Here is a 19,962-nt window from a genome sequence, read left to right as displayed (position 1 = left end):
CCGCATGCAGGTAGCCAACACAGGTAACCAAGATGGACGAAAGACCGCTGGCCGCTGCCGGCCCCGGTAGACCCGTTGACCCCGAGAAGCTCGATCGCATTCTGGATGCAGTGCTCGACAGCTTCGCCGAGGGCGATATGCACTTCACCATTGAAGGGGTTGCTCGGCGGGCTGACGTGTCCAAAGGCACTATTTACCGCCACTTCGACAATGCCGAAGCCCTGCTGCAAGCGGTCTTGACGCGCCTGCATCGGAACATGCTGGGTAACTTGCCGGAAATAGAGGAATGTGCCGGCGGCCTGCGCGAGCAGTTGATCATTCTCGGCACGCAACTGCTGGACTTTCTCACCAGTGAACAGGGTGTGCGCATCATGCGCACCGTGATCGCGCATGGCGCGCGGCAGGCCGAGCACGGGCAGTGGATCTATCGCGATGGCCCGCAGGCCTTTGTCATTCGTGCAGCGACCTGCCTGAGTGCCGCGCATGAACGCGGCCGTATAGAACTGAAAGATCCGCTACTCACTGCCGAACAGCTGATTGGCATGTGGAAAGGTAGCCTGGTGAGTGGTTTGTGGATGAATGGTCGGCCACTGCCCGACGCCGCTGAAAAGCGTTATCGAGTGGAATCGGCAGTGGATCTGCTGCTGCGCGGGCTCAACTGGTCGGGTTAAAAGCCCGCCTCAGCCAGCTTGCCAGCGATCAGCTCCAGCGTTTCAACGCCTTGCACGTCGGTTTCCAGCCAGGGTAAGCGCGGGCGCGGCAAATGCCCCAGTTCCTGATCGATACGCTCCAGCCAGCTAGCCTCCTGTTCTCGCCGCCGGCGCAAGAACTCCCCATCGGCCTCCTCCGGTATAACCCGGTTTACCAGGGTCGCAACCACCGGTATGCCGACTGATTTGAGGGTCGCGACCGCGCGTACGGTTTCCAGAATCGGTAACCGTTCCGGCGTCAAAACGAACAGAAAGCCACTGACCTTAGGGTCCTCAAGATGCCGGCGCGCCTGCATGAACAGCCGCCGACGTTTAAGCAGGGTCTGAGCAATATCCTTGGTGCGCTCGTCCAGATCACTCAAGGTATTCTCGGCCGGGTCGTCAAAGGGCGTAGCGACGTCGCGGCCGCTCTTCGGAGTCAGGTGCTTGAGAACCTTGGCCAGTTCTTCGGATTTGCGATTGTGCGTCAGCAGACCATCAGTCCAGGCGGCCATGGCTTCCGGCAAGGTCAACAGTCGCAGCGTATGCCCGGTGGGCGCGGTATCAAAGATGATCTGGTCATAGGGGCTGTCAGGGTCGTTGATCAGCCGTGCAATACGCTCCAGCAACGCCGCCTCCTGAGTGCCGGGCGACTGCCGCGTCAACTGCATTTGCCGCTGCAGCTCCTTCATCATTTCCGGCGCTGCAAACCTGCGCATCTGCTCGGTAACACGCTTGAGATGGGCCTCCACCTCGATGTCCGGATCAATCTCCATCGCGTCCAGGTTAGGTAAAAGACGTCTTGGCGTATCATCCAGCTCACGGGCAAACACATCACCCAGACTGTGCGCCGGATCGGTGGACACCACCAGGCAACGCTGTCCCCTGCTGGCAGCCAGTACAGCCAGCGCCGCCGAAACCGTGGTTTTGCCCACGCCACCTTTTCCGCCTACCCAGATCAGGCGGCGTTGCAACAGATCAAACATGATTGGCCTTGAGATTCAGCAGCAGCGGCAATGGTCGAGCGGCGAACGCTCCATGCCCATGCGCAGGTGCCATTGGTGGAAGCGCTCCAGCAACAACGGCTGGAGCTCGAGAGTGTAATAGGCGGCCGGATTCGGCAGCCCCATCATTTCAGCGAAAACCAACAGCATGAACAGGTCATCCTCGTCACGCCGCGCGCGAGCGATAGCGCCACGGTAACGGGCGCTGTAGGCCTCTTCGAGAAAGAAGCGAGCCTGGCTAAGCCAGGCTCCTTTTCCTGACGGGGGGTTACCCTGCGTCATGCTTTAGTCCTCCGCAGCCACCTGCGCGCGGTGCCGCTTGAGCGCAGCGGCACACTCCATGGCTACCAGTATAGCGGCTACCAGCACTACCAGATCCAGCCCCAGGAGGAACCAGTTCTGCTGCTCGTAGAAAGTGCGCAGTTGGAAAATCAACGCGGTTACCGTCATCACCAACAGGAAGCACAGTGGCGCCAGTGTGTACCACATGGGCCGGCGCAAGTGCACGAGCATCACAGTGATCACCAGCAGCGTCAGGCCCGCGAGTAACTGGTTGGTAGTACCAAACAATGGCCAGATGATCATGCCGCCCGAGCCATCAGCGCCACCGGCGCCAAACGCCAGCAGCAGGCAGGTACCAACCGCAAGCAGGGTGGCCGGCAGCGGCTTTTTCATCCATTCCTGATTATAGATCTCGCCCCACTCCTGGAATATGTAGCGCTGCAGACGCAGGCCGGTATCCATGGTGGTGCCGGCGAACAACGCCGCCATGACCGTCAACAGGGTCGCTGCAGTTACCTGAGGCAGGCCCAGACCGTTATGGATGATATACGCACCACCTTCAACGAAGGCAGTTACGCCGCCCTGACCGAACGCGCTGTACATGGCCTGCCAATCCGCCAGGCTGGCAAAACCGGCGGTAGCCACCAGAATGGCTGCCAGGGCCAGACCACCCTCACCGATTGCGCCGAAGAAGCCGACAAAGCGAATATCGGTTTCACGGTTCAACTGCTTGGAGGTGGTACCAGACGCAACCAGACCGTGGAAGCCGGAAATGGCGCCGCAGGCAATGGTAACGAACAGCAAGGGCACAAGGGACGGCGTACCTGCCGGCACATCGACGTTAAACATCGGCGCGATCATTGTCGGATTCAGGACCACAATGGCGCCATACAGGATCAGCAAGCCAATAAAGAGCTGCAGGCCGTTGATGTAGTCACGCGGCTGCAACAGCATCCATACCGGCAGTACCGAGGCGATCGCGGCATAGAGGAACAGCAACAGAATCCAGGCGGCATTGCCTGAAACACCAGGCATGACTTCTGCTGGCATCTGAATCGGCATCGAGGGACCCATGAAGATCAGCGCATACAGCGCGATCACGCCCAGGATCGACACCACCGGCAAGGTCATGATGCGACGATAGATCAGTTGACCAATGATCAGCGCAACGAAAATCGCGCCCCAGACCGGCACTACCGCGGTCGGGAAGGTCATCATCAGGCGCGCGATCACCACCGCAAACACAGCGTTGACCATCAACAGCACCAGGAAGATAACGATCATAAAGATGCTACGGGCACGCTTGCCGACGACGTCACCGGTCAGCGAGCCGACCGACTTGGCCCGGTTGCGCACGCTGGCCCAGATGGCGCCGGCGTCATGGATACCGGCAAAGAACATGGTGCCCAGCACTACCCAGGCAAACGCCGGAGCCCAGCCCCAGATCACCGCAATAGCCGGCCCAACGATGGGCGCAGCGCCCGCAACGGAGGTAAAATGGTGGCCCCAGAGAACGAACTTGTTGGTGGGTACAAAGTCCACACCATCTTCAAATTCGTGGGCGGGTGTACGGAAGTCCGGGTCAAGCTTGAAGATCTTTTCGGCAATGAACTTGGAGTAAACAAAGTACCCCAACGCCATCATGCCAAGACCTACGAAGAGCAAGATTACGGCACTCATGTAAGGCTCCTGATTGTTCTATTTTTGTTTAATGGGTCAGCATCCAGCGTGAGCCGCCTGGGATCAATATAGACCAAGGTCTTATTGTTGACCCGCTTTTCATTTGATGTCCGTGGATACACTCGCCCTGCTCCGCCTGTCATCCAACTGCAATACGCTCATGTCACCGTTCTGTCATAGATCCACTTGCGAAGCCTTGGCATGCCAGAAATCCAGCAATTGATTCAGCGTCACCTGCCCGAACACATACAGTTGGACCGTCTGCTGGAACAGGGCTCCCGGCACCTGCGCTGCCAGACCGTGCACACGGTAACCATCGACAAGATCGAGATTCCCGTGCGAGTAATAGAGCTAGGAACTCGTTCGGAGCAGGCGCCAGTGATCGGTTTCTTCGGCGGCGTACATGGCGTCGAGCGCATTGGTACTCAAGTACTGTTGTCCTGGATGCACAGCCTGATTCATCGCCTGGACTGGGACGAGCAACTGCGCCACCAGCTTGAGCGCGTGCGTCTGGTATTTATGCCCATGATCAATCCGGGCGGCATCTGGCAGCACCGGCGCAGCAACCTTAACGGCGTGGACCTGATGCGCAACGCGCCGATTGACGCCATGGGCCCGGTGCCCTGGCTGGTCAGTGGCCACCGCATAAGCCCGCGCTTGCCTTGGTACCGCGGCAAGCGTGATGATCCGATGGAAGCGGAGGCAGCCGCGCTGGTGGAGACGGTACGCAAACGTCTGCTCAATGCGCCTTTTTCCCTCAGCGTGGATTGCCACAGTGGGTTCGGGCGGCAGGATCGCTTATGGTGCAGCTATGCGCGCACGCACAAGCCGATGCACAACATCGCCGAGGTACTGGCGCTGAAGCGGCTGTATCAAAACGCCTATCCGAATCACCATCCTTATATCATCGAACCCCAATCGATCAATTACACCACCCATGGGGACCTGTGGGACTTCCTCTATGACGAGTCAGTGGACGACTATCCGAACAATATTTTCCTGCCGTTCACACTGGAAATGGGCTCCTGGCTCTGGATCAGAAAGAACCCGCGGCAGATGTTCGATTATTTCGGCTATTTCAATCCGATAATCGACCATCGCAAGCGTCGGGTGCTGCGTCAGCACCTGCCGCTGTTCGAGTTTCTGATGAATGCCACTCAAGCCTGGCGAAATTGGACCCCCAAACCAGCACAGCGCCCGGCTTTGACTCAAGCGGCTATCGAGGAATGGTTTGCGAAATGATGATCTGCTGATAAGTTGCTAATAGCAAAGCCGCTGAGGTTCTGTTTTTCAACATAAAAACCCCGCAGCAGATTACCCAACGCACCCCGTTTTGCGGTATAAGGGCGCTATGAAAATCCCAAAACGCTTGGAACCCCTGGTCGAAGATGGCCTGATCGATGAAGTCATCCGCCCGCTGATGAGCGGCAAGGAAGCGGCTGTCTTTCTGGTGCGCTGCGGTTCGGAGATCCGCTGCGCGAAGGTCTATAAGGAAGCAGCCAAGCGCAGCTTCAAACAGGCCGTGCTCTACCAGGAAGGCCGCAAGGTCAGAAATACTCGTCGCTCGCGAGCGATGGAAAAGGGCTCGAAATTTGGTCGCAATCAGCAGGAAGAAGCCTGGCAAAACGCGGAAGTAGATGCGCTCTACCGTCTGGATGCTGCCGGTGTTCGCGTGCCTAAGCCCTATGGGTGTTTTGAGGGCGTGCTGCTGATGGAACTGGTCACCGACGACGAAGGCGGCGTAGCCCCACGTTTGAATGATGTGTCCATGGATGCCGAGCAGGCTATCGAAGACCATGCGACCGTGATGCATTACGTCAAGCTGATGCTCTGTGCCGGTCTCGTGCATGGCGACCTGTCTGAATTCAATGTGTTGGTCGACGCCTACGGCCCGGTCATCATCGACCTGCCCCAGGCCGTGGACGCCGCCGCCAATAACAATGCCCGCTCCATGTTGGACCGTGACGTCAACAACATGACCGAATACTACGGCCAATATGCTCCAGAGCTGTTGCAAACGCGCTACGCGAAGGAAATGTGGGCGCTGTATGAAGACGGCGAACTGACGCCTGAGACCGAACTGACCGGCTACTTTGAAGAGAGCGACGTTGCGGCCGATGTAGATTCGGTGGTGGAAGAGATCAAGGCGGTCATGGCTGAGGAACGGGCCCGCCAGGAACGCTTGCGCGAGGCTGAGGAGGAGGACTGATTTCAAAGCCTCGGCCTTGATCGCGCCTCAGCCCTATTCCAGGACTGCCTCGATGGCCTCCAGCCACCCCGTCATTCCCGCGAAAGCGGGAATCCAAACGGATTTGCAGTACACACTCACCACCCAGGCGAAGCATACCACCGCTTGGATCCCCGCCTTCGCGGGGATGACGGTGGGGCAGCGTTAACTTTACGCGCTCTCCGCACGCCCCACACCTGAACCCACGCCCCCTTTCCGAGCGCGAGTACACCGCCTCCCAGCCTAACTTCGACATCCCCAACCCACGCCGTCATTCCCGCGCAGGCGGGAATCCATTCGAGCTGATTGGCAGGCAACAAAGGTAGCTCAGATATCCACCCTACCCCGCAAAGACTTGGCCTGGCCACGTTTGGTCTTGCTGTCCATGCGCCGGGTTTGTGAGCCTTTGGTGGGTTTGGTCGGGCGGCGGCGTTTTTGTACTACTACGGCGCCGTTGATCAATTCCTGCAGACGCCGAATGGCGTCTTCGCGGTTCTGCTCCTGGTTGCGATAGGACTGCGCCTTGATGATGATCACGCCGTCCTTGCTGATGCGCTGGTCAGACAGCGCCAACAGCCGCTCCTTATAGAACGGCGGCAGGCTTGAGGTATTGATATCGAACCTGAGATGGATGGCGCTGGAGACCTTGTTGACGTTCTGTCCGCCCGCACCCTGGGAGCGGATGGCGGATATCTCCACCTCCCAATCGCCCAGCTCGACATTGTTGGATAGCTTGATCATGCCCGCAGTTTAACCTGCGAGCGCTTCCTGCATAAAGTTGATAATCCAGCTGCTCATCACCGGCGCGTCTACTTCCGCAGACAACGAGGCCTGGCCCTCACGCAAACGGGCATGGGCAATTACACCGCGACGCGCGTCCATCAAATCCCGGGAATAGTCTTTGCAGAACTCCGGATGCCCTTGCACGCTCATGAAATGCTGGCCGTACTGCACCAGGTAATAGCGGCAGAACTCACTACTGGCAAGAATCTCGGCTTGCGGCGGTAGCAGGCTGACCTGATCCTGATGGCTAACGACCAGGTCGAGCTTGTCCTGCCAGGGTTTCATCCAGCTTTTGCGCACCAGCACCTGGTTGAACGACATACCCACGCCCCAGCCCTTGGGCGACTTGATCACTTCGCCGCCCAATGCCTTGGCCATCAGTTGATGGCCGAAACAGACGCCCACCAGCGGTGTGCCTTGCTCCCACATGCGCGCAATACACTCCTGCAATGCATCAATCCACGGCAAACCATCATTGACGCCGAATTTACTGCCGCTGGTGATATACGCATCGCATTCGTCAAGATCCTGCGGTAACTCGCCGTCCATGCAGCGATACACACGAATCTGAGCGTCGGGGTGACGCGTCAACAGCAGTTCGTTGAACATCTCAGGGTAATTGCCATGCGCGACCTGCAGGCTTTCCATTACATCATCACATTGCAGCAGCCCGATTTTCATAACCCGCCCTTTCATTCAAACAGTGAGTCTAGAGTTGCCCGTGCAACGCTCGGGTAAAAATAGCACTGTACTGGCCGGCATCAAACTGAATCGGGTTGGTGCCCGCAGTGGCATCTTCTACCGCCATCTGCCCTACCCGCTCGATCTGCAAGTCATCGATACCGATCTCGGCCAGATTATGCGCAATGTCCAGCTCGCTGCGCAGCTCCAGAACCCAGTCCAGCACGCCGGTGAAATCATGTCGCGGCAAATCAAGATAGCGCCCAAGACGCTCCATCTGTGGCTCTATGCTGCTGCGGTTGGCCTGCAGAACATACGGCATCAGAATCGCGTTCAAGGTGCCGTGATGCGCGTCGTAGAGCGCGCCCAGCGGATGCGCGAGTGCATGCATGCCACCCAGTCCACGCTGGAAGGCCGTCGCACCCATGCTCGATGCCACGAGCATTTCCAACCGCGCCTCCAGATCGTCGCCCTGGGCGGTCGCTCTGGGCAGATACTCCTTGACCAGGCGCATGCCCTCCAGCGCGATACCTTCAGCCATTGGGTGAAATACCGGCGAGCAGTAAGCTTCGAGATTGTGCGACAAGGCGTCCATGCCGGTCGCTGCAGTAATACGCGGTGGCAGACCCACCGTCAATTCCGGATCAAGGATCACCAGCGCCGGCAACATGCGTGCATGAAAGATGATGCGTTTGATATGCGCTTCGCCATCGGTGATCACCGACGCACGACCCACTTCAGAACCCGTACCCGCTGTAGTCGGTACTGCCACAACGGGGGCCATTCCCGCGACATTGACGCGCAGATGGTTATCGCCAATATCCTCGAAATCCCACAGCGGTCGATCCTGTCCGGCCATCAAGGCTATCGCCTTGGCCGCGTCCAAAGCCGAGCCACCACCAAAGGCGATAACACCATCGTGATGACCCACGCGGTACACGACAACGCCGTCCATCACGTTCTGCCCGGTCGGGTTGCCCTTGATAGAGGAAAACACATCAGCGTTCAAACCGGCATCGCGGCATTGCTTCAGCGCGCTGTCGATAATCGGCAAGGCGGCCAAACCGGGGTCGGTCACCAACAACGGCGCCTGCATGCCCAACTGTTTGCAGGCATCGGCCAGCTCAGCGATTCGCCCTGCCCCAACCCGTACCGACGTCGGATAGTTCCAGTTCATGCGATACGCCTGCATGCTCAGCTCCTACAGAATCTTGAAGTGAAAGGATTTAGGTCGGGTGACATATTCATAGCCGACACTGGACAAGGTACAGCCCCGGCCAGAGTTTTTCACCCCGGTCCAGGCCAACGCCGGATCCAGATAATCGCAACGATTAAGGAAAACCGTCCCCGTCTGCAGCCGGTCCGCTATCGCCAGAGACGCATCTACGTCCTGGCTGAAAATCGCGGCAGTCAGGCCGTATTCACTGTCGTTCATGAAGGCCACAGCTTCTGCGTCGCTGCTGACCTTCTGTATTCCTACCACCGGGCCAAAGGATTCCTCAGTCATTATCCGCATGCCATGATTGACCCCGGTCAGCACCTGCGGTGCCAGGTAGGCACTACCGGAGCGGCTTAGCGGAAACTCGTCGGCATCAATATGCGCTTCAGCGCCCTGGGCAACCGCTTCGGCGATTTGAGCACGTATGAACGCCGCCGCTTCCGGGCGCACCACTGGCCCCAGGGTGGTTTCCGGATCGTCCGAGCGGCCCAGCTTGTACTGGCGTACTAACGCGACCACCAGTTCGACAAACTCATCGTGCAAATCCTCGTGCACGTAAATGCGCTCGATACCACAACAGGACTGGCCGGAATTGAAAAAGGCGCCATCCACCAGTGTTTCCACCGCGTGGGCCAGATCCGCATCGGCGCGCACATAAGCCGGGTCTTTGCCGCCCAGCTCCAGACCGCTAGCGATAAAGCGCCCCGCCGCCGCCTTTTCTACCATCTCGCCGCCGGCGACTGAACCGGTAAAGGCAACGTGGGCAATACCTGGTCGTGAAATCAGTGCCTGCGTGTCCGCGTGGCTCATATGCAGATATTGAAAGACCCCTTCAGGCAGGCCTGCTTCGGCAAAGGACGCGACCATCCGCTCGGCGCACAGCGGCGTTTGTGCCGAATGCTTGAGCAGCACCGCATTGCCCGCCAGAATCGCCGGCACCACGGCGTTGACGGCGGTCAGGTAAGGAAAATTCCACGGCGCAATGATCAGCGACACGCCGAGTGGCTCACGACGAATAAAGCGTTTGAACCCGGCCTTCTCCGGCAATTCGATATCCGCCAGGGCCGTTTCGGCGATATCAGCCATATAGGTGGCGCGCTCCACATAGCCTTTGATTTCGCCCGCCGCATAACGAATTGGCCGGCCCATCATCCAGCACAGTTCCTCTGCAAGTACTGACTCTCTGGCGCTGAAAGCAGCTATAGCCTGGCGAACTATCTCCAGTCGCTCACGCAATGGCGTGGTTTTCCAGCGGCGCTGGGCTTTAATGGCAAGGTCCAGGGCTTCATTGATCTGCTCCTCGGTCGCCAGAGGTCGTTCTACGTAGACCGAGCCGTCGATTGGAGAGATGGTTTGCAGGGTTTTGCTCATTTGATGCTCCTGGACAGGCTGTAAATCAGATGATTTCAAAATACCGATCCAGCTCCCAATCACTTACATGCCGGCGATATTCGCGCTCCTCCCACTCGCGGCTGGCAGCAAAATGTTCAACGAAGGCATCGCCAAACAGTTCGCGCGCCGCATCCGATGCACGCAACCGCTGCGCCGCGTCCCACAGCGTTCTGGGCAGGGCCAGCTCAGGTGGATGCTTGATGTCATAGGCGTTGCCCTCCACCGGCTCACCGGGTTCCCACTCATGCATGATCCCGTACAGGCCCGACGCCAGCGCCACCGAGAGTGCCAGATACGGGTTACCGTCCGCAGCGCCTAGGCGATACTCCTGGCGCTGGGATTTGTCGCTGCCGGGAATCACGCGCAACGCAGCGGTGCGATTCTCCACGCCCCAGGTCGCATCCGTCGGCGCCCAGTAACCCGGAATCATTCGCCGGTAGCTATTCAACGTCGGCGCCACCATGCACAGCATTTCCGGCATCAGGCGCTGCTGGCCGGCGAGAAACTGGCGCTGAATCTTGCTCATGCAGTGCTTTTCATTGGCGTCATAAAACGCTGATTTATCTGTATTTTTATCTCTCAATGAAACGTGAATATGGCCGCTCTGCCCCGGATACTTGCCAGACCATTTGGCCATGAACGTGGCCATCATGCCCTGACGCTGGGCCAGTACTTTCATGAACGTCTTGAACAGCGCCGCCTTGTCCGCAGCCGCTTCGGCGTGATCCACCGCTATCGCCGCCTCCAATACCCCGGGGCCGGTTTCGGTGTGCAGGCCTTCGATCGGAAAGTCCATGGCTTCGGACATGTCGAGAATCTGGTGATACAGCTCAGCGTGTACCGAATTGCGTATCATCGAATAACCGAACCAGTCCGGGGTATAGGGGATCAGGTCGCGAAAACCCTTGGCCCGTGCCGATTCAGGCGTTTCGTTGAACATGAAGAATTCATATTCAAGCGCTGCGTAGGGTTCAAAACCCATCTCCTGGCAGCGCTCGATCACGCGACGCAAAGTACCGCGTGGGCAGACCGCTTCGGCCTGCTTATCAAACTCGGCAAGAAACAGCAGCATGCCGTCTTCAAAGGGAATATCCCGGCAACTGGCGGGAAGAATGCGTACCGGCGCGTCCGGGTAACCGGTGTGCCAGCCGGTATAGCTGGCGTTGTCGTAGAGCTGATCCTTGACGTCCCAGCCCAGCACCACATCGCAGAAGGCAAAACCGTGTTCAAGCGAGGAAAAGAACTTTTCTCGGCTCATGTACTTTCCGCGCATGACGCCGTCATTATCGAACAGCCCGACCTTTACGTGGCTGATCCCACGCTCCTCGACAATGCGCTTGGCATCTTCGACGGTTTTGACTTCCCGCGGTTTGAGCATTTCAATCTCCAGCGGATGTTTTTATTGTTATCCAGCTTTTGTGTACAGCTTTTCGCCCATGGCAACGCTGGTCTTTGTGGGAGCGCCCGCCTGGTCGCGAAGCGGAGTCAAAGCCTTCGCGACCAGGCGGGCGCTCCTACAGGGACAAGAAGCAGGGGCATCAACCAGGGTCATCAAGCTTCAGCCGCAGCGATACGGCGTGCCCGCCTTGGCCATCAGCGCGTTGTACTGCTTGAAAATCTCTACCACCTTGGCGCAGCGGGGGCTGGTCTTGGCGATTTCGTCCCAGAACTTCATGGCCTCCTGTTCAACTGTAGCCCATTCGGCATCGGGTATTGTGGTCAGCTGCAACTTGCTGCCGTTCACCCGCAGATCAGCTTCGCCGCCCCAGTACCAGTGCTGCCGGTAATAGTTCGAGCTGTCCATGCACAGGCGGAACAGGGTTTTCAGATGCTCCGGCACCTCGTTCCATTTTTCTTCGTTGGCGAAGTAGGAGCCACACCAGGCGCCGGAGATATTATTGGTCAGGAAGTAGTTGGTCACATCGGCCCAACCCACGGTGTAATCCTCGGTAATACCGGACCAGGCGATACCGTCAAGCTCACCGGTCTGCATGGCCACTTCCACGTCTTCCCAGGGCAGCGTCACCGGCACCACGCCGAAACGCGAGAGAAACTTGCCTGCCGTCGGGAAGGTGAAGATGCGCTTACCCTTGAGATCCTCCAGCGAGTTGATTGGCTTCACCGTGGCAAAGTTGCACGGGTCCCAGGCCCCGGCGCCCAGCCAGGTTACGCCTTCCACTTCGCCATAAGCCTCTTCCCAGATTTCCTTCAGGCCGTACTTCTCGAACAGTACCGGTACGTCCAGGCTGTAACGCGAAGCGAAAGGAAAATAGCCGCCAAATACCGACACATCCACCGGCGCGGCAATGGAATCATCATCGCTCTGCACCGCATCAATAGTACCGCGCTGCATCGCCCGGAACAGCTCGCCGGTGGGCACCAACTGATCGGCAAAATACAGTTCGATTTCCATCTCGCCGTTGGCTGCCTTGTTGAAGGCATCGATGGATGGTTTGATTACGTGTTCGGCCAGCGCCGGGCCAGCGTAGGTCTGCAGTCGCCAGGTGATCTTTTTGTTTTCCTGGGCGTAGATATGCGCGCTGCCCAGCGTCGAGGCGCCTACCGCTCCGATAGCCGCGTTCTTTAGAAAATTGCGTCTTGAACTCATGCTGGTCACTCCCTTTAATGTCGATTTTGTTTTCCAACAACCGCATTACCCTGCAACGGCCAGCATGGTCGGAGCAGTGTTCCTTGAAGCCGGCTCAATCGGAGCCGGCTGTTAGTTCGATAAACCTGGCTACCGGGCGTAATGCAGCTCCGGCAACCACAGCGCAATCTGCGGGAAAATCATCACCAGTACCAAGGCCAGCACCATGATCAGCACGAAGGGCGTAACCGAGACGTAAATGTCCCGCAGCGTCACCTCTGGCGGCGCCATGGCGCGCATCAGGAACAGATTGTAACCAAAGGGTGGCGTCATATAGGCGATCTGGCAGGTGATGGTATAAAGCACGCCGTACCAGATCAGGTCGAAGCCCAGCGCGCCCACCAACGGGATATACAGCGGCGCGACAATTACCAGCATCGCCGTGTCGTCCAGGAACATGCCCATGATGATGAAGGACAGCTGCATCAATATCAGCACCTGCCAGGGGCCCAAACCCAGATTGTCGAGAAACAGCGACTCGATTGCGCGCACCGCGCCGAGACCATCGAACACGGCGCCAAAACACAGCGCCGCGAGGATGATCCACATGAACATGCAACTGATCGCCAGCGTTTTGCGCAGCGTCTCTTCCATTACTTTGCGCGTCAGCCGACCTTTCAGCAAAGCGGCCAAAGTCGCTGCAGCAGCGCCCACAGCAGAGCTCTCGACCAGACTGGTGTAACCGAGCAGAAACAGCCCGGTCATGGAGAAAAAGATAAACACCGGAATGATGCCCGCCTGCAGCAACTTGAATTTGTCTGCGCGGGTAATCTGCCGGCGCTCCTCTTCAGGCAGCGCCGGCCCCAGCTGCGGCTGCAGGCGGCAACGAATGGCGATATACAGTACAAACAGGCCGGCCATCATCAGCCCCGGAAATACCCCCGCCAGCCACAACTGGCCTACCGGCTGGCGGGCAATCATGCCGTAGAGCACCAGCACCACACTGGGCGGAATCAGAATCCCCAGGGAACTGCCGGCCTGGATTACCCCGGTGACCATGATCTTGTCATAGCCGCGGCGCAGCAGCTCGGGTAGCGCAATACTGGCGCCAATCGCCATACCCGCCACGCTCAGGCCATTCATGGCCGAGATGGCCACCATCAAACCGATGGTGCCGATCGCCAGGCCGCCGTGAACCGGGCCCATCCACACGTGAAACATGCGATACAGGTCTTCGGCCAACCCTGATTCGGAGAGCATGTAGCCCATATAAACGAATAACGGTAGCGTCAGCAGCGGGTACCATTTCATCAACTTCATCGCCGCACTGAAGGCGATTTCAGATCCGCCATCGCCCCACAACAACAAGGCTGCGGCCACCGCGACAAAACCTATAGCGCCGAATACCCGCTTGCCGGTCAACAACAGCAGCATCATGCTGGAGAACATCAACAGCGCTATGACGTTGTAGCTCATTCCAGCGGAACCCCGCGCGCCTCGGCGATATCGCGACACAGCGTGGCCAGCGTCTGCAGGATCATCATCGCGACACCAATGCACATGATGATCTTGATCGGCGCCATGCGTGGGGACCAGGCTGAATAGCTGGTTTCGTTGTATTGCAACGCATACTGGGTGGAAGAAATGCCGCCATACAGCAGCCAGAACAGGTAGAACATCAACAACAGCACGGTGACCGCATCCACCGCGCCTTTGGTCCGAGGTGACCATTTGCTGTACAGCAGGTCCATGCGCACATGGCCGTCCAGCTGCATTGAATAGGCGCCGCCCAGCAGGAAGTAGGCAACCATCAAAAATTGCGCGACTTCCAGGGTCCAGATCGAGGGATTAAAGAAGGTTTTGCTGATGGAGGAGTACAACAACACGGCCATCATGACGAAAATCAGATACATCGCGCACCGGCCAATAAACCGGTTCATAGCATCCACTGCTTGCACGAACATCCGAATCGTCCTGGGCATGAAGCAACTCGTCGTAAAGAACGTATTACAAAAATATAGACGAGCTTTCAGTTAACGCTAATAAATACCTATCTCTCCTCGCCGATATCCTCATTCCAGAGTTCCGAGCTCGCCTGTATAAACTCGCGCATCAGCGCTATGCATTCGTCGTTCTGCAATACCTCGACAACAACACCGCGCTCACGCAGCAGTTGTTCTTCACCCATAAAGGTTTGATTCTCGCCAATCACCACCCTGGGAATGCCATACAGCAGAATCGCGCCGCTGCACATCGCGCAGGGCGACAGCGTGGTATAGAGCACCGATTCGCTATACACCGAGGCCGGCAATCGCCCGGCGTTCTCCAGCGCATCCATTTCGCCATGCAAAATGGCACTGCCATGCTGAACACGGCGGTTATGCCCATGGCCGATGATCTTGCCGTTGTGAACCAGCACCGAGCCGATCGGTATTCCGCCCTCGGCCAGGCCAGCACGGGCCTCATCGATGGTCGCGCGCATAAAAGGATCCATGTTTGATTCTCCAGGTTGAGGGAAACGGCAGGTCAAAACCAAGCCCCGGCAATATCCTTGTCCAGCAGTACCGGAGCGTTGTAATGGTGATGTGAATCAGTGCTGCGAATGTGCGTCTAGCGGCGGATGGCTTTGCTCCGGATGTGCACCGTGGTCGGCGTGCTCAAGCGAGGTATCAGCGCTTACCACTTGAGCAGAAACCATCCCAGGCAACAATATTGTCAGCATATAGATCGTCTTTATATTCATGGACTTGCTCCAGCTATCTGATTAATTACATCACATTAAATCTGCATGAGAAATCAGGTCTTCGGTGGCTGGCAAGGTATCTGAGTAACAATTAACAACAGAAAGAGTAATGGTAGCGACAGTCGACGAGTCATGAATCAAGTATAACGCTGATTGGCTGCGCAAGGATTGATCCGCGTCAGCCAGAAATCTTTCATAGAATCTTTTCCAGCATATGTTCAGCAGAGCCCAAGAGCGGCTGCAGCCACAACAAGAGAGGAACCTCACTCCATGTTCGACCGCCATTACGCCGTATGGCCCGTTTCCGTTCCGCATGATCTGGAACTGCCGCAAACCTCCCTCTACAGTAACCTCACCGTATCGGCGTTGCGTTACCCGGATCACCCCGCGATCATCTATTACGGCTCTACTTTGACCTATAGAGAGCTAGACCAGCAGGCCCAGGCCCTGGCCGGCTACCTCCAGCAGGCAGGCGTCAAGGCCGGTGATCGGGTGTTGCTGTATATGCAGAACAGCCCGCAGTTTGTTATCGGTTTCTACGCCATCCTGCGTGCCAACGCCGTGGTCATCCCGGTCAACCCGATGAACCGCAAAGCCGAACTGGAATACCTGCTGGAAGATACCGAGGCGGAAGTCGCGCTCTGTGGTCTGGAGCTGCTCGACAACATCGCCCCGCTGGTCGGCCAGCGCGGCCTGCGTGAAGTGATTACCAGCGCCTACAGCGAATATGTCCGTGAGCCAACCAGCATTGATTTGCCCGAAGCAGTCAAGCTGCCAGCGTCCATACCCGCACTACCCGGCGTGACCGACTGGCAAAAGACCCTGGCTGCCAATCATGCACCTGGTCCCTTGACCGCAGGCCCGGATGATCTTTGTGTTATTCCTTACAGCTCCGGCACGACCGGCAACCCCAAAGGCTGCGTGCATACCCACCGCAGTGTCATGGCCACCACCGTGTACTGCTCGGTATGGGGTAACGCCCAGCACAACAGCGTGCAATTGGTCTCCGTGCCGATGTTCCACGTCACCGGCATGCAGGTGTGCATGAACAGCTCGATCTTTATCGGTGGCACTCAGGTGGTCATGACCCGCTGGGATCGCAAGGTCGCGGCGCAACTGATCGAAAACCACGGCATCACCAGCTGGCGTAATATTTCCACCATGGTCGTGGACCTCCTCTCGGATCCGGATATCGATCAATACAACATCACTAGTCTCAAAGCGATCGGCGGCGGCGGCGCAGCCATGCCCCTGGCGGTTGCGGAGAAGCTCAGGCTCAAAACCGGGCTGGAATATGCCGAAGGTTACGGCCTGTCGGAAACCATCAGCGCTACCCATATGAACCCCTACCATGCGCCCAAGCCGCAGTGCCTGGGCATTCCGATCATCGGCGTGGATTCGCGCGTGATCAATCTCGATACGCTGGAAGAAGTCGGCCCGGATGTGACCGGCGAGATCGTGGTGCAAGGCGAGCAACTGTTTCAGGGTTACTGGAAGCGCCCCGAGGCCACCGAAGAAGCCTTTGTCGAGCTGCAGGGCAAGCGCTTTTTCCGCACCGGCGATCTGGGCCACTACGACGAAGAGGGCTATTTCTTTCTGGTTGACCGGGTCAAACGCATGATCAACGCTGCCGGCTTCAAGGTCTGGCCGGCGGAGGTTGAATCCCTGCTCTACGGCCACCCGGCGGTACAGGAAGTCTGCGTGATCTCAGCCCCGGACACCCGGCGCGGTGAGACCACCAAGGCAGTTATCGTGTTGGCCGCAGGGCAGCAGGCCACCGAGGAGGAGATCATCAACTGGTGTCAGGCCAACATGTCGGCCTACAAGTGCCCCAAGCAGGTAACCTTCACTGATGCCTTGCCCAAGTCGCCTACCGGCAAGATTCTCTGGCGCACGCTCCAGGAACAGGAATGGGCGGATAGTTAAAAGCGGTTAATTTCCCTTCCAGGCGCTACAGTCCGGCGCCGATACCCATTATGATGACGCATTGCTACCGGCCCTAGCGCCGGTAGCGCTCGTTATCTTGTCTACAGGCCACCCATGCATTCCTTGACACCTGCTCCCCTTAAAGGCGTTTCCTCCGGCGTCCAATGGCTCCTTGGTGCCGCCGCTCTGGTTATTGTGCTGGGCGGGCTCAAGGCGATCGGGCATATCGTCACGCCCTTTTTGCTGGCCGCCTTTTTGGCGATTATCTGTGCGCCGCCGTTGAACTGGATGCAAAGACACAGACTGCCAGGCCCATTGGCGGTGCTGGTGCTGTTCTCCGTCGTTGGTTTGACCTTCTTCCTGCTGTTTCTGGCGCTCAAGGATGCCGCCGAAAGCATGGCCTCCCAGGCGCCCCTGTATCAGGCCAGGTTCAACGGCTGGCTGATCGAGCTGCGCGAGATGCTCGCCGCGCGTGGCCTGCCCCGCGAACTGTTACCCAGCACCCTGCCCTTGCCTGCGACCGCAACCATTACCGGGATAGCGCGGGGTGTCGCCGGCGGACTTGGGCAATTTACGGCCAGCACGCTGCTGGTGCTGCTGGCGTTCATGTTCCTGTTGCTTGAAGAGCGCTATCTGTCGGACAAACTCAACGCGGCCTTTCCCAGTCGCCGTAGAGCCCGGGTCAGAGCTCGTCGCTTTCTGCGCTCGGTGTACCGCTACCTGCTGATCAAGACGGCCGCGAGTACGGCCACCGGCTTGATCGTCGGCATAGCACTGGCTTTCATGGGTGTGGACTTTGCTGTGCTGTGGGGAATTGTCGCCGGACTACTGAACTTCATCCCTACCATAGGCTCGATCATCGCTGCTATTCCAGCGGTGATTATTGCCTTTATGGGTATGGGGATCGTTGACGGCCTGCTGGTGCTTGCCCTGTATGTCGCCGTCAATACTGCCATCGGCAGTATTATCGAGCCGCGCCTGATGGGCACCAGCCTGGGGATTTCTCCACTCATCGTACTGGTGTCGCTGCTGATCTGGGGCTACGTGTTCGGACCAATAGGCATGTTGTTGGCGGTGCCATTGACGATGATCGCCAAGCTGGCGCTGGACGCCTCCCCCGAGACGCGCTGGGCCGGCATCCTCATGAGTGATTCCGTCAAACGCCTGCACGGCTGAGCGTGCCGCGGGTAACTGAGAAATCCTAGTTGGGTGGGGCCCAGGAGGGAGACAGCGCAGCGGCACTTTCTGCCAATATCAGTGCCTCGTCCAGCGCCCCCTGTTCGGCCGCCATCACCGCCTGCGCGGCCAGCTCCGAAGCTTCACCATTATCTGGCGCCTGGCCGAGAATGTAAGCCGCGCTACGCAGCTGGTCTGCATCCACCTGAGCGCCACCGTTTTCACGGCTGTCGGCCATGCTATTGAGTAGTGCAATAGCGCGTCTGATACGTTCACCCACGTCAAGAGTCGGATCGCCAATGATCTGCATAGGATCATCAGACACCTGGGGCGCCTCCTGGGCACTGCCAATGACAGGCAGCAGCATAAAGCCCGCCAGCAACCAGAGTGACAATTTGGACATGGGCAGTAGCTCTCTATTCAGGTTGCTGTTCAGTGCGGTTATTTGATTGGAGCCTGCCCGCCGGGCAAAGTTTCCGGCTCCCATCCGGGGATGCCCTGGCGGATACGCCATGAGAAGTCTTCGGCCTTGTCAGCGGCGATCGCGCTCTGGGTGATGCGCCCGCGCTGCTTGAGTGTCTTCAGACTGTAATCCAGCTGCAAACCCCGATGCTTTTGTACGTAGGCCGGCAAATAGCCTGAGAGCAGCAGTCGCACATCGAGTGGCAGCCCACCGATGATCCGTCGCAGCATATTGAACACCAGCGTGGTGCAATTGGCAGTGATGCTGTGATAAAAACGCGGCGTAGCGGCAAGCGTGTTGGCCTCCTCAACAAAGGACACGAATAGCTGCCGGGCGGTCACGTCAGTCAGCCGCGTATGGTAAAGGTAGGCGTCTTCACCGCGCACATTGGTACGTACCCGCAGCGCATCGCGCTCGTCGGTGGCGACGATACTCAGCTCGAACTTTTTGAAAAAGCCGCCAATTTCCGAAAACAGCTCCTGGCGTTCCTTGCGGATCTCAACGGAGAAAACGACGAAGTCGCCATTGTCGAATCCGAAGGACAGCAGCACATGGGCAATCGCCGGCAAGCCCCAGTAGGAGGTCGTCATATCCACGGAATGCAGCCGGCTCAGATCGTACTCGCGGGTTTCCCAGCAGATGTCGTAATCGTCTTCGGTTCGCCAGTTGAAGTTGCGTACATTGTGCAGCGTGACCAGATCATCCTGAATGGTGCCATGCGTGGTGCGCGCCAGATCGTCGGCCCAATCGCGGTCATTCGAGGGTTTGAGGCTGGCCCACCACCTGCGCAGCAACACGAACATCACTACATAAACCACCAGGCTTTGCCATATCCAGCCCTGCCATAGCAGTATCAGCAACGCCACTACCGCAACGCCCCAACCGATCATCAGCCCCTGCCGCGCCGCGGTGCTCCCTGGCGCCTGAAACCAGAGCGCCAGTACAGCCCAGAGGCTGCTCAGGAGAATCGCCAGGCTGGTCAGAAACAACAGGGTGAGCAATGGGGTTACCTCAGGCAGTTCAGCAAATGGTGCTTGTGTTGGGTGAACAATTTTTGTGCAGATACTTTACTCTGATTGCCCTGCACGGGCGAGTTTCCAGTATTCGCAC

General features: G+C 58.0%; 20 protein-coding genes. 5 read left to right on the top strand and 15 right to left on the bottom strand.

The window, feature by feature from the left end; genetic code table 11:
• The first annotated feature begins 32 nt into the window (after positions 1–32).
• A complete protein-coding gene (locus tag EAO82_RS12415; RefSeq protein WP_096347718.1) occupies positions 33–671 on the top strand; it encodes a TetR/AcrR family transcriptional regulator in 639 nt (212 codons plus the stop codon).
• Here the strand turns inward: EAO82_RS12415 and EAO82_RS12410 are convergent.
• From EAO82_RS12410 to EAO82_RS12400, 3 genes are read right to left on the bottom strand one after another with little or no spacing between them, the layout of a single operon-like run.
• Positions 668–1,675 carry an ArsA family ATPase gene (locus tag EAO82_RS12410; RefSeq protein WP_096347719.1) on the bottom strand — a complete coding sequence of 336 codons (1,008 nt, stop codon included), beginning with the start codon at positions 1,673–1,675 and terminating at the stop codon, positions 668–670. The genes EAO82_RS12415 and EAO82_RS12410 overlap by 4 nt on opposite strands.
• Positions 1,676–1,690: 15 nt before the next feature.
• The gene (locus EAO82_RS12405; RefSeq protein WP_096347720.1) at positions 1,691–1,975 is read right to left on the bottom strand and encodes a cory-CC-star protein; all 285 of its coding nucleotides are present in this window, start codon (positions 1,973–1,975) and stop codon (positions 1,691–1,693) included.
• 3 nt (positions 1,976–1,978) lie between these two features.
• Complete coding sequence (locus tag EAO82_RS12400; protein ID WP_096347721.1) at positions 1,979–3,655, bottom strand: carbon starvation protein A; 1,677 nt, start codon at positions 3,653–3,655, stop codon at positions 1,979–1,981.
• A gap of 201 nt (positions 3,656–3,856) precedes the next feature.
• Here EAO82_RS12400 and EAO82_RS12395 point away from each other — a divergent pair, with 201 nt between their 5' ends.
• Together EAO82_RS12395 and EAO82_RS12390 are read left to right on the top strand one after the other, a co-directional pair.
• The gene (locus EAO82_RS12395) at positions 3,857–4,897 is read left to right on the top strand and encodes a M14 family zinc carboxypeptidase (protein WP_096347722.1); all 1,041 of its coding nucleotides are present in this window, start codon (positions 3,857–3,859) and stop codon (positions 4,895–4,897) included.
• Between the two features lie 109 nt (positions 4,898–5,006).
• Positions 5,007–5,864: a PA4780 family RIO1-like protein kinase gene (locus tag EAO82_RS12390; RefSeq protein ID WP_096347723.1), complete on the top strand. Its 858-nt coding sequence runs from the start codon at positions 5,007–5,009 to the stop codon at positions 5,862–5,864.
• 345 nt (positions 5,865–6,209) lie between these two features.
• Here EAO82_RS12390 and arfB read toward each other — a convergent pair whose 3' ends face one another.
• The 10 genes from arfB to EAO82_RS12340 form a co-directional block, all read right to left on the bottom strand.
• Entirely contained in the window at positions 6,210–6,623 is a 414-nt protein-coding gene (arfB, locus tag EAO82_RS12385; RefSeq protein ID WP_096347724.1) for an alternative ribosome rescue aminoacyl-tRNA hydrolase ArfB, read from the bottom strand.
• Between the two features lie 9 nt (positions 6,624–6,632).
• Positions 6,633–7,346, bottom strand: coding sequence for a glutamine amidotransferase-related protein (locus tag EAO82_RS12380; RefSeq protein WP_096347725.1), 714 nt, complete (start codon positions 7,344–7,346; stop codon positions 6,633–6,635).
• A gap of 28 nt (positions 7,347–7,374) precedes the next feature.
• Positions 7,375–8,538 (bottom strand): iron-containing alcohol dehydrogenase, encoded by a 1,164-nt coding sequence (locus EAO82_RS12375; RefSeq protein WP_096347726.1) that lies wholly within the window; start codon positions 8,536–8,538, stop codon positions 7,375–7,377.
• A gap of 9 nt (positions 8,539–8,547) precedes the next feature.
• The gene (locus EAO82_RS12370) at positions 8,548–9,936 is read right to left on the bottom strand and encodes an aldehyde dehydrogenase family protein (protein WP_096347727.1); all 1,389 of its coding nucleotides are present in this window, start codon (positions 9,934–9,936) and stop codon (positions 8,548–8,550) included.
• A 25-nt stretch (positions 9,937–9,961) separates the two neighbouring features.
• Positions 9,962–11,335, bottom strand: coding sequence for a glutamine synthetase family protein (locus EAO82_RS12365; protein WP_096347728.1), 1,374 nt, complete (start codon positions 11,333–11,335; stop codon positions 9,962–9,964).
• A gap of 180 nt (positions 11,336–11,515) precedes the next feature.
• Positions 11,516–12,565: a TRAP transporter substrate-binding protein gene (locus EAO82_RS12360; RefSeq protein WP_096344916.1), complete on the bottom strand. Its 1,050-nt coding sequence runs from the start codon at positions 12,563–12,565 to the stop codon at positions 11,516–11,518.
• Positions 12,566–12,694: 129 nt separating this feature from the next.
• Positions 12,695–14,020 carry a TRAP transporter large permease subunit gene (locus tag EAO82_RS12355; RefSeq protein ID WP_096344915.1) on the bottom strand — a complete coding sequence of 442 codons (1,326 nt, stop codon included), beginning with the start codon at positions 14,018–14,020 and terminating at the stop codon, positions 12,695–12,697.
• The gene (locus EAO82_RS12350) at positions 14,017–14,526 is read right to left on the bottom strand and encodes a TRAP transporter small permease subunit (protein ID WP_096344914.1); all 510 of its coding nucleotides are present in this window, start codon (positions 14,524–14,526) and stop codon (positions 14,017–14,019) included. Before EAO82_RS12350 ends, EAO82_RS12355 begins: the two co-directional genes overlap by 4 nt.
• Positions 14,527–14,594: 68 nt before the next feature.
• On the bottom strand, positions 14,595–15,038 hold the full coding sequence (locus tag EAO82_RS12345) for a nucleoside deaminase (protein ID WP_096344913.1): 444 nt from the start codon (positions 15,036–15,038) through the stop codon (positions 14,595–14,597).
• A gap of 96 nt (positions 15,039–15,134) precedes the next feature.
• Positions 15,135–15,287, bottom strand: a complete 153-nt coding sequence (locus tag EAO82_RS12340; protein ID WP_153274292.1) for a hypothetical protein — start codon at positions 15,285–15,287, stop codon at positions 15,135–15,137.
• A 270-nt stretch (positions 15,288–15,557) separates the two neighbouring features.
• Between EAO82_RS12340 and EAO82_RS12335 the strand changes: the two genes are divergently transcribed.
• Complete coding sequence (locus EAO82_RS12335) at positions 15,558–17,213, top strand: long-chain fatty acid--CoA ligase (RefSeq protein ID WP_096344912.1); 1,656 nt, start codon at positions 15,558–15,560, stop codon at positions 17,211–17,213.
• Between the two features lie 114 nt (positions 17,214–17,327).
• On the top strand, positions 17,328–18,389 hold the full coding sequence (locus EAO82_RS12330; protein WP_096344911.1) for an AI-2E family transporter: 1,062 nt from the start codon (positions 17,328–17,330) through the stop codon (positions 18,387–18,389).
• 25 nt (positions 18,390–18,414) lie between these two features.
• On the opposite strand, the gene EAO82_RS12325 is transcribed toward EAO82_RS12330, so the two are convergent.
• Together EAO82_RS12325 and EAO82_RS12320 are read right to left on the bottom strand one after the other, a co-directional pair.
• The gene (locus tag EAO82_RS12325) at positions 18,415–18,792 is read right to left on the bottom strand and encodes a hypothetical protein (protein ID WP_096344910.1); all 378 of its coding nucleotides are present in this window, start codon (positions 18,790–18,792) and stop codon (positions 18,415–18,417) included.
• Positions 18,793–18,830: 38 nt separating this feature from the next.
• Complete coding sequence (locus EAO82_RS12320) at positions 18,831–19,853, bottom strand: DUF4105 domain-containing protein (protein ID WP_231703202.1); 1,023 nt, start codon at positions 19,851–19,853, stop codon at positions 18,831–18,833.
• Between the last annotated feature and the right edge of the window lie 109 nt (positions 19,854–19,962).

Source organism: Halopseudomonas pelagia, from assembly GCF_009497895.1.
Lineage (GTDB): Bacteria > Pseudomonadota > Gammaproteobacteria > Pseudomonadales > Pseudomonadaceae > Halopseudomonas > Halopseudomonas pelagia_A.
This window is presented reverse-complemented; position numbering and strand designations above follow the sequence as displayed.